5 protein-coding genes are annotated in these 11,657 nt (G+C 37.3%); all 5 read left to right on the forward strand.

Annotation, left to right across the window (positions count from 1 at the left end; all coding sequences use genetic code 11):
• Positions 1 to 2 precede the first annotated feature (2 nt).
• Entirely contained in the window at positions 3 to 3,569 is a 3,567-nt protein-coding gene (gene brxC / locus AC25Y5_RS15960) for a BREX system P-loop protein BrxC (RefSeq protein WP_488141165.1), read from the forward strand.
• Positions 3,570 to 3,679: 110 nt separating this feature from the next.
• On the forward strand, positions 3,680 to 7,219 hold the full coding sequence (gene pglX, locus AC25Y5_RS15965; protein ID WP_488141166.1) for a BREX-1 system adenine-specific DNA-methyltransferase PglX: 3,540 nt from the start codon (positions 3,680 to 3,682) through the stop codon (positions 7,217 to 7,219).
• Between the two features lie 406 nt (positions 7,220 to 7,625).
• Entirely contained in the window at positions 7,626 to 7,739 is a 114-nt protein-coding gene (locus AC25Y5_RS15970; protein ID WP_488141167.1) for a hypothetical protein, read from the forward strand.
• A 25-nt stretch (positions 7,740 to 7,764) separates the two neighbouring features.
• The gene (locus AC25Y5_RS15975) at positions 7,765 to 7,977 is read left to right on the forward strand and encodes a hypothetical protein (RefSeq protein ID WP_488141168.1); all 213 of its coding nucleotides are present in this window, start codon (positions 7,765 to 7,767) and stop codon (positions 7,975 to 7,977) included.
• Positions 7,978 to 8,040: 63 nt separating this feature from the next.
• The gene (gene pglX, locus AC25Y5_RS15980) at positions 8,041 to 11,535 is read left to right on the forward strand and encodes a BREX-1 system adenine-specific DNA-methyltransferase PglX (protein WP_488141169.1); all 3,495 of its coding nucleotides are present in this window, start codon (positions 8,041 to 8,043) and stop codon (positions 11,533 to 11,535) included.
• The last annotated feature ends 122 nt before the right edge of the window (positions 11,536 to 11,657 follow it).

The following is an 11,657-nucleotide window of genomic DNA, read 5'->3' on the forward strand; positions in this document are numbered from 1 at the left end:
AAATGATTATTAAAGAGATGTTTGAGAAAGATATTGAACGGGATATTAAAGGCGTCATTAAGGTTGCACAGACTGAAGAAAAGCATATTTATCAGGAGCTCGATGAGTTCGTTGTGACGCGTGAATTAAGAAACCATATGTCTAAGTTCTATGAGAATTATCAAAAAGGAATTGACGGTTCTACAGACAAAATGGGTGTGTGGATCTCTGGGTTCTTCGGTTCTGGTAAATCTCATTTTTTGAAAATCTTAGCGTACTTGCTTGAAAATAAAACAGTTAAAGGGAAAAAAGCAATTGACTTTTTCCAAGACAAAATTGAAGACCCCCTTGTTTTTGCGAACATGCAGCGAACGGCAAATATAGATACAGAAGTGATTCTATTCAACATAGATTCAAAAGGTGCGATGGACAACAAAACAAAAGATGATGCGATTTTACGCGTCTTTTTAAAGGTATTTAATGAGCACCGGGGGTATTATGGCGATAACTACGGCGTTGCAGAAATGGAGCAGTATTTGGACAAGCAGGGACTGTTCCCGGCTTTCAAGGAAGAGTTCCATACCTTGGCGGGGGATTCGTGGGTAGAGCGTCGTAATTCGTTCTATTTTGATGAGGATTATGTTGTAGGAGCATTGACGAAAGTCACATCGATGTCCGATGAAACAGCACGTCATTGGTTTCATGAAGGCGTCAATAACTTCGAAATTAGCATTGAAAAGTTTGCAAAAGAAGTGAAGTCCTACCTCGATAGTAAAGGAAAAAACAGCCACCTCGTTTTCTTAGTCGATGAAATCGGTCAATACGTTGGCGACAACTCAAATCTTATGCTCAACTTACAAACGGTAGCAGAGGACCTTGGTACGCATTGTCAAGGTAAGGTGTGGATCATGGTTACGTCACAAGAGAGCATCGATAGCGTCCTTAAAGTGAAAGGAGACGATTTTTCACGCATTCAAGGTCGCTTTGATACGCGACTCTCCCTATCATCTATATCAGTTGACGAAGTCATTAAGCATAGAATTCTTCAGAAAAAGGACTATGTGGGTGATAAACTAAAGCTGATTTATCCTGAAAAAAGTGCCATCCTTAAAAACTTGGTTAGCTTCAGGGAGAGCACAGCTGATCTACGTGGCTATGACAATGAACACGAGTTTGCTGAAGTGTATCCGTTCATTCCCTACCAGTTCAATTTACTTCAAAAGGTATTTGAACAAGTACGGAAACACGGATCTTCTGGAAAACACTTGTCAGAAGGAGAACGTTCGATGCTTTCGGCATTCAAGGAAGCAGGGTTGTACTATATGGAAGCTGAAGAGGGTGCTCTTATCCCATTTTATGCATTCTATGACACCATTAAAGAATTCCTAAACCCTACGATTTCTCGTGTCATTGAACTTGCAACTGAAAACCCGTCTTTGAAAGACGACGAATTTAATATAAAACTGTTGAAAGTACTCTTTATGATTAAATACATTAAAGAACTCCCAGCCAATATCGACAATATCGCGACACTTATGGTGACACATATCGATGAAGATAAGCTCGAGTTAAAGGATGAAATCCAAGTGGCATTGCGTAAATTAATTGCCCAAACACTTATTCAGAAAAATGGTGAAACCTACATCTTCTTAACAGACGATGAACAAGACATAAACCGTGAAATCAAAAATATGGCAATTGATGAAGATAAATTGAAACGAGAACTGTACACAGAAGTTTTCCAAGGTTTGTATGACGAAAAACGATACAAATACTCAACTGACTATTCTTTCGCGTTTAATCAAAAAATGGACGAAAAGAATTATGGTACTCAAACCGCGAGTCTCGGCATTAAGGTTTTATCACCTCTGTCTGAGGACTATCATAAGTCGGAACAAGAACTGATGATGAAAACACAAGGAACCGACGAAATGATTGTAAAACTTGGTGGCAATGAGGCATACGTGGAAGAGATGGAAGAAGCATTAAAGATTCAAGAATACCGCAAAAAGACAAATGTTTCACAACTTGCAGAAAATATTCAAAACATCTTGAACAATAAAAATGCAGAAGTTACCGATAGAAAACGCCGGGCTAAAAACTTACTAGAGGATGCCATTAAAGAAGCGGCATTTTTTATTAATGGTAGCAATGCCAACATTAAAGGATCCACTGTGAAAGAAAAAATTAATAATGGATTCCGTCTACTTGTTGATAATGTCTATACGAAGATGGGGTATATGAATGAGCATTTGAACAACGAGCGTGACCTCGTTCAAATCCTTGCAGCTGATGAACAGCAAACTTCGATGGACGATGCTTTGAAGACAGATCCAAATGGCCTCGCGGTGAATGAAATCCGTCAGTTTCTTACACTCCAAGATAGCGTCAATAAACAGATGACTGTTAAAACGTTTACAGATCGCTTTGCAGATAAGCCATTTGGTTGGAGTGAACTTGACGTTCAGGGGATTATTGCACGTCTATTAAAAGAACAGGTTATTCAAATTCGCTATAATTCCGTATATCTAGAACCTGTCGCAGATGTTCAAAAAGTTATTACTGCTTTAACAAAATCTGCTGAAGCAGCAAAAACAATTGTGGTGAAACGGACAGTTACAGATCCTAAATTGTTAAGAATCGCTAGGGATATAACGAAAGACGTTTTCAATAAGACTGCGTTACCAGATGATGAGGACGGCTTAAAAGAAGAAATTGAAAATTTGATTGCTGAACAAATGCAGGAGATAGAAAAATATCAAATTCGCTATGAAAATAAAAAGTATCCAGGCATGAGTTTGCTCAACAAAGGTATCGAGTATTTTTCCCACTTCACAAAAGGAATGGACAATCACACATTTTTCACTAAATTAAAAGAACTGGAAGATGATCTTTATTATTGGGTGCGCGACATTACAGCAGTCAAAGGATTTTTTGACACGAATCAAAGGAAGATTTTTGACGATGGACTTGATGGTTTAAGTAAGTACGAAGATAACAAAACATACTTATACGATCCTGCAGTAGAGGCGGCAATGGCTGATCTCTGGAAAGTCATCGAAGAACCGGTTCCATACACAATGATAAAGGACATACCGGAAAAGTTGAATGTCTTAACTAGGAAAATGGAAAACGTATTGCAAGAAAAAATGAGTGATGCATTAACTAAAATCACCTTGGATTATGAAGCATTATCTTCTTTAACAAAACAATATCATGTGTCAAATGAAACAAAGCAACGTGTAGATACCTATTACGAACGCCTACTAGGAAGTATCTCTATTTCTACAGACATTTTCCGTGTTGATGCAATGATTAATCAAAGTAGAGATTATAAAGAAGATATGGAGAAAGTGATTCAACGGGAAATCATAACTGGACGAGGAAGTGACCCGCTAACACCGCCAATGCCGCCAGACAGAGATGTTCCCCCTGATGAACCAATTCGTTCAAAACAAATAGTGCAGTTGGCTGGGCTTATTCATATAGAGACACTTGAAACTGAAAAAGATGTGGACCTATACATCAGCTTGCTTTCAGACAAGCTAAAACAAATCATTAAATCAGAGAAGACTATACAGTTGAAATAAATCTGGTGCCAGGCTATTAATGTCATTTGTGCAGTTCAAATTGTGGCAGTGCCTGGCATCCCGTGATAGTAGGCGTACCTAGTAAAAGAAACAACAAGGGAGAAAATACAATGAACAAGACAGCACTTAAAACGTTCGCAACAGAGGCCCGCAAAGAACTACTGGAAAGGGTTAAGACAAAAGCGATGCAAATCGGAATCACAGCGGAAGCGGTTCAACAAGCAAGCGTCGCAAGTTCCAACACTATTTTTATCGGTGAAAAACCATTGCGAGAACACGAAGTTATCCAACGCAATAAACTCATCAGCCGTATCACTGAAATCGGTTTTGACCGCGTTATTGATGAAGTCGCCTATACATGGTTCAACCGTTTCACAGCACTGCGGTTCATGGAAGTGAATGATTACTTACCAACAAGAGTACGTGTCCTTTCTTCAGAAGACCCTGCAAACATCGAACCAGACATGATGAAAGAAGCTCTTACACTCGATTTGGATTTAGATAAAGAATATGTCTACGAGCTTACAGTAAACAATAAAACAGATGAGCTTTTCAAATACCTTATCAAAGAGCATTGCAACGACTTAAACCGTTATATGCCATTTATGTTCGAAACCATTGAAGGCTATACGGCGATACTGTTTCCAGATGGGTTGCTTGCACCGGATTCATTTCTTAGGAAAATGACGGATACAGATGTTATTCCTGAAGATAACTGGGAGAAGATTGAGGTTATTGGGTGGTTGTATCAATATTATATTGCGGATGAAAAAGATCGGGTTTTCAAAGCGAAAAAGAAATACAAAGCAGAAGAAATTCCATTTGCAACACAGCTTTTCACACCTGATTGGATTGTCCAGTACATGGTGCAAAACTCATTAGGACGCACTTGGATTGAATCACATCCTGAGCACAAGGATTTGAAAGGCAACTGGGAATTCTACTTGGAAAGCCAAGATGAAAATATTGAAGAAAAACTCGCTCCGTATATTAATAAAGATTTGAAAGTGGAAGATATAAAATGTTTTGATCCTGCTATGGGAAGTGGACATATCCTTGTCTACATGTTTGATGTACTTTATGAAATATATAGTGAATCGGGCTATATGGAGCGTGAAATTCCCAAGCTTATTATTGAGAATAACCTATACGGTTTAGACATTGACAACCGTGCTTATCAACTTGCAAGTTTTTCAGTGGTTATGAAAGCAATGGAATATGAAAAACGTTTTTTACGAGTAATTGAACGTGAAGGTCTGTCTCTTAATTTAACCGCTATCCAAGAAACAAATTTGTTTACCGAAGATGATATTGCTTATTTAGCGGGGGGAAATAAGGGGAAAGATTTTGATGATGTAAATGCATTTATTCAACAGTATCAACATGCGAAATCGATTGGTTCACTTATAAAGGTGACACATTGCGATATGGAGTTATTACAGGAAAGACTAATATCAATTGAAGTAGCCCCTGTAACCGATTTATTTGAGATGGAAAAAAGAGATAAAGTGTTGGCATTGCTTCCTAAGTTGATAAAACAGACTGAGATTATGAGGCAACAATACGACGTATTAGTGACTAATCCGCCATACATGGGGTCGGGAAGTATGAATATGGAACTTACTGCTTATCTTGGCAAGAATTATCCGGATTCGAAGCAAGATTTATTTGCGGCGTTTATGGAAGTGGATCATTATTTAAAAGAGAATGCTTTTTATGCAAGTATTAACCAGCATGCTTGGATGTTCATTTCTAGCTTTGAAAAGTTACGTGAAAAAGTCATTCAAAATAAATTTATAGACACGATGTTGCATTTAGGACCAAGGGCATTCGAGGAGATTGGTGGAGAAGTCGTACAGTCAACAACATTTGTATTACGAAATACCGAAATTCACAATGGACAAGGTACTTATTTGCGATTAACTGGGGCAAGGTCTGCGGGCGAAAAGAGAGCGAATACGATTGATGCTGCTCAAAATCCATCTGTTTCATATCGTTATTCATTTAACCAAGAAAATTTTAATGAAATTCCAGGAATCCCAATAGCTTATTGGTTAGATGAAAAGATTCATAATACTTTTCTAGAAAATAAGCGAATGGATCATTATGCAGATGTTTGTATCGGTATGAGAACGGGGGATAATAAACGATTCCTAAGACAGTGGTATGAAGTTGATTTTAAAAGTATTGGAATTGGGTTTAGTTCGGTCGAGGAAGTAACTATTCATAATGTGAAATGGATACCCTATAATAAAGGTGGAAGCTTTAGGAAATGGTATGGTAATCAAGATTATGTTGTGAAGTGGGAAAACAATGGATATGAAATAAAAGAGAATACGAAGTTGGTTTATCCGCAATTGGGAGATAATCTAGGATGGAAAATAAGTAATGAAAAGTATTACTTTAAAGAATCCGTATCATGGTCGGATGTTACTTCAGGAAGTAGTACTTTTAGATATTATCCACCAGGTTTTATTTTTGATTCAACAGGAAATTCAGTATTTACGAGAAATGATATTAGCGTGCAACAAATGTTGGCGATTTGTAATAATAAGTTTTATGAGTTAATAATCGAAGTTATTAACCCCACCTTACATTTTCCTGTTGGTGACTTTAGAAGTCTACCTGCTTTATTTCTTGATGAGGAACTAATAAAGGAAAGTGTAGATCAAAATATACTTATTTCAAAAAATGATTGGGATTCATTCGAGACATCTTGGGATTTCGGACGACATCCGCTAATCTTATTCAAAGAAAGTTCCATAAAAATTGAAGCTTCATTCGGAAAATGGAATGATTATACGGAAGTACAGTTCAATAAAATTAAAACAAATGAAGAAGGATTGAACCGAATTTTTATTGACAAATACGGTTTACAAGAAGTTCTAATGCCGAAAGTTGAAGAATCAGACATAACGATCCGTAAAGCCGACCTAGAACACGACATCAAATCCTTCATCTCCTACGCAGTCGGCTGTTCGTTCGGTCGTTATTCATTAGACGAGGAAGGACTTATCTACGCCGGTGGAGAGTTTGATCCTACGCGTTATGAAACATTCCGTGCAGACGAGGATAATATTCTTCCGATTTTACCTGGTGCTTATTTTGAAGATGATATCGTATCGCGGTTTGTGGAGTTTGTCACGATTACGTTTGGTGAAGAATCACTTTCAGAAAACCTTGATTTTGTCGCCGATGCAATTGGGCGGCGGAGAAATGAAACGGCAAGAGAGACGCTTCGTCGCTACTTCATGAATGACTTCTATAAAGACCATATGCAGACGTATAAAAAGCGACCGATTTATTGGCAGTTCACATCTGGTAAGGAAAAAGCGTTCAACTGTCTTATTTACATGCACCGATATGATAAGTCGACATTGTCCCGTATTCGAACTGACTACTTGCACGAATACCAAGTTCGGCTTGATTCAGAAAAAACAGGTTTAACGGAGATTATCGGTGGCGAATCAACGACTAAGGAAATTAATGATGCAAAAAGAGAACTAAAATCGCTTGATAAGAAAATTGCCGAGTTGAAAAAGTATGATGAAGTGCTACACCATATGGCCGACATGCAAATTGAAATTGATTTGGATGATGGGGTAAAGGTGAATTATGAGAAGTTTGAGGGGTTAGTGGCGAAGATTTGATTGTTTTTTTCGCGGCTGTATATATAAATTAGTTTCTCCAGGGTACCTGGCATCGTACCTCAGTGCCATGTAACCCTGGAGCATCACTTACTCTATTAAATGTAAAGAGATATACAAGTACATTTCTACTTTTTTCACGGGTTGCCAGGTGCTGCCACAATTTGAAATGCACAAATGGTGTCGGTACCAGTGGCAAAGTAAGATGAAGATATAACAGGGAGTGAATGAGATAAAGGCGAGCGAAACAAATCTACAGGAAATAATTGAAGGTGCAAAACAATAGATTATTCCAATATTTCAACGTACATAAAGCTGGGGAGAGAAGCAGTGGAATCAGTTGTGGGAAGATATTATTGATTTAATAGAAGAAGATCAATAATAGGTTCAATTGTATCAATACCCATTAATGCAAATACACATGGGATTCAACTTTTTAGTGATTGATGGTCAACAAAGATTAACGACATTGTTTATTTTACTGGCGGCAACCAAGAGATGCAGCTACAAAACTAGGACATAAAAACTTAGCTGATGAGATTCATAATATGCTGTTAATAAACAGTTGCAAATCGAGGGAAGAAGCAAGTTTCTTCCGACTCAAACAGATAAAGAATTATTTTGAAAAAATTGTCAATAGTGGAATGTCAGCCAAATTAGAAGAATCTAAAATTATTAAGTCCTATTGGTTCTTTTATGAAATGATTGCAAAAGAAATGACGGACTTTACTCTTAGTGTGGAAGAACCTGGTATCCCGTGATAGTAGGAGTACCTGGCAGGGGACCATTATAGTGGCAGAAGAAACAACAAGGGAGAAAATATAATGAACAAAACAGCACTCAAATCGTTCGCAACAGAAGCCCGGAAAGAATTACTAGAAAGGGTTAAGACAAAAGCGATGCAAATTGGAATTACGGCGGAAGCGGTTCAAAAAGCAGACATCGCAAGCTCTAACACCATTTTTATTGGTGAAAAACCATTGGAAGAACACGAAATCATCCAACGGAATAAACTCATTAGCCGCATCAATAAGATTGGCTTCGAACCCGTTATGGATGAAGTCGCGTATACATGGTTCAATCGTTTCACAGCACTACGGTTCATGGAAGTAAATGATTATTTACCAACAAGAGTACGAGTCCTTTCTTCAGAAGACTCGGCAAACGTCGAACCAGACATGATGAAAGAAGCACTCACACTCGATTTGAACTTAAATAAAGAATACGTCTATGAGCTAACCGTGAACAACGAAACGGACGAGCTGTTCAAATACCTGATTAAAGAGCATTGTAATGACTTAAACCGTTATATGCCGTTTATGTTTGAGACCATTGAAGACTATGCAGCGATACTGTTTCCAGACGGGTTGCTTGCACCCGATTCATTCCTGCGACAAATGACGGATACGGATGTCATTCCGGAAGATAACTGGGAGAATATTGAAGTTATTGGATGGTTATATCAATATTATATTTCTGATGAAAAAGACCGGGTTATTATGGCTAAGAAAAAATATGAGAAACAAGAAATACCATTTGCAACACAGCTTTTCACGCCTGAATGGATTGTAAGGTATATGGTGCAAAATGCATTGGGTAGATACTGGATAGAGTCCCACCCGGAACAACGAGACTTAATCGAGAACTGGGAGTTTTACTTGGAGAATCCTGAGCCAGAGGAAGACTTTGTAGAAAAAATAGCACCATATATCAACAAAGAACTAAATGTGGAAGATATCAAATGTTTTGACCCGGCAATGGGAAGTGGGCATATTCTTGTCTATATGTTTGACGTGCTTCATGAAATCTACAGTAAATCAGGTTATATGGAACGAGAAATCCCCCGTCTAATTATCGAAAATAACTTGTACGGGCTAGACATTGATGATCGTGCATACCAATTGGCAAGCTTTTCTGTCGTCATGAAAGCACTAGAACACAACAAACGGTTCCTGCGAAGTATCGAACGAGATGGATTGGTGATGAATTTAGCGTCCATACGAGAAACAAATACCTTAACAAGTGAAGAAGTAGTATTTTTAGCCGGAGAATCTACTGGTGAAAATTTTGAAAAGATGGGGACATTTTTAAATCAATTCGAACATGCGAAAGCAATTGGATCGCTAATTAAAATTGAGTCACATGACGCAGAGTTTTTGCGGAAACGGCTTCAAGCAATTGAACAACAATCAGATGATCTATTTACTTTAGAAATGAAAGATCGCATCTTATCATTATTTAAAAAGCTTATTAAACAGGCTTCTATTATGGATCAACAATATGATATTTTCATTACGAATCCACCTTATGCGGGAAATAAATATATGACTGCTGAAATTTCAACTTATATTGGCATGAAATATCCCGATGTAAAATCAGATTTATTTTCTGCATTTATTGAGTATAGCTTTAATACAACAAAGAAAAATGGGCAAATGGGCTTTGTAACTCCCTTTGTATGGATGTTTCTTTCATCATATGAAATGATTAGAACCGAAATTGTAAAAAGTAAAAACATAAGCTCTTTAACCCAGCTCGAATATAATGGTTTTGAAGCAGCAATGGTACCAGTATGTATATTTACATTAAGAAATTATGGAATTAATTTGCCTGGAGAATATATCAGGTTATCTGAATTTACTGGTGTCGAGAATCAACAAATAAAAACATTAGAGGCGGTTCAAAACCCAGCTGTTTCATATCGTTATTCATTTTGTCAAGAAAACTTTAGTAAAATTCCAAGAAGTCCGATTGCTTATTGGGTAAGTGAAGTTCTAACCGAAGTATTTGCAAATAACAAAGCAATCATCGATTATGGAAAGCCTTGTAAAGGTATAGACACTGGAAAAAACGATATGTTCTTGAAACTTTGGCATGAGGTTAGTATTAATGATATAGGAATTAATTTTAATAATTATGAAGATGCAATTCAGTCGGACTATAAATACTACCCATATAATAAGGGTGGTTCATTTAGAAAGTGGTATGGGAATAACGAATATGTTTTATATTGGGAAAATGATGGGGAAGCTCTTAGAAATTTCCCCAATTCTAATTTAAGGAACAAGAGTTTTTACCGACGCGATGGTTTAACTTGGTCAAGTATCTCGTCAGGAAACTTTTCAATTAGGGAATTTGAAAGCGGTTTTTATTTTGATAATGGTGGAAGTTGTCTTTTTATCGAAAATAAAAGATATTTCATGGCGTTATTAAACTCTAAAGTATTTTTTTTGATTCAGAAAATATCACCGACACTTAATTTCCAACCTGGTGATATTGGTAGAGTACCAGTAATAATTGATAAACTTAATTCTAATCAAATTACGACGTTAGTAAAAATAAGTGTTGGGATTTCAAGAGGAGATTGGGATTCATTTGAGTTTTCGTGGGATTTTGAGAAACATCCTATCCTAGAAAATAAGTCAAAGGAAACTACAATCGTATCTTCATTTGAAAAATGGGAAAGCCATGCGAAGATGCAATTTAATTTACTTAAAACAAATGAGGAGGAATTAAACCGAATCTTCATTAATCTATATGGTTTACAAGATGAAATTTCACCGGAAGTTAAGGATAAAGAGGTAACAATCCGCAAAGCCGATTTAGAACGCGACATAAAATCCTTCATCTCCTACGCAATCGGCTGTTCTTTCGGTCGTTATTCATTGGATGAAGAAGGTCTTATTTACGCAGGCGGTGAATTTGATCCAACGCGTTATGAAACATTCCATGCAGTTAAGGATAATATTCTTCCAATTTTACCTGGTGCTTATTTTGAGGATGATATTGTAACGCGATTTGTTGAGTTTGTGAGGGTGACGTACGGGGAAGAATCACTTTCGGAAAACCTCGATTTTGTCGCAGATGCGATTAAACGACGGAAAAATGAAACAGCAAGGGAGACGCTACGTCGCTATTTCATGAATGATTTCTATAAAGACCATGTGCAGACGTATAAAATGCGTCCGATTTACTGGCAGTTCACATCGGGCAAGGAAAAGGCGTTTAACTGTCTTATTTACATGCATCGCTATGATAAGTCGACACTGTCGCGTATTCGCACAGATTATTTGCACGAATACCAAGTCCGCCTTGATTCAGAAAAATCGGATTTAATGGAGACGATCGATGGTGATTCAACGACGAAGGAAATCAATGATGCTAAGAGGGATCTGAAATCACTCGATAAGAAAATTGCCGAGTTGAAAAAGTATGATGAAGTACTACATCATATGGCTGACATGCAAATTGAAATTGATTTGGATGATGGGGTTAAAGTGAACTATGAAAAGTTTAAGGGGTTAGTGGTGAAGATTTGATTCTTTTTATCACGGGATACCAGGTGCCGTCACAATTTGAATTGCACAAATGGTGTCGGTAGCCTGGCACCCTAAGGTTCTAAGATTATAAGTAATCGGGTATCTACAAGAAACTATTGCTA

The sequence above is a fragment of the Sporosarcina sp. Y1011 genome (genome assembly GCF_057669885.1).

What these genes read in the sequence shown, in the direction of transcription:
- brxC (WP_488141165.1), top strand. Translation starts at nt 3, where the DNA reads ATGATTATTAAAGAGATGTTTGAGAAAGATATTGAACGGGATATTAAA.
- pglX (WP_488141166.1), top strand. Translation starts at nt 3,680, where the DNA reads ATGAACAAGACAGCACTTAAAACGTTCGCAACAGAGGCCCGCAAAGAA.
- pglX (WP_488141169.1), top strand. Translation starts at nt 8,041, where the DNA reads ATGAACAAAACAGCACTCAAATCGTTCGCAACAGAAGCCCGGAAAGAA.
- AC25Y5_RS15970 (WP_488141167.1), top strand. Translation starts at nt 7,626, where the DNA reads ATGCAAATACACATGGGATTCAACTTTTTAGTGATTGATGGTCAACAA.
- AC25Y5_RS15975 (WP_488141168.1), top strand. Translation starts at nt 7,765, where the DNA reads ATGCTGTTAATAAACAGTTGCAAATCGAGGGAAGAAGCAAGTTTCTTC.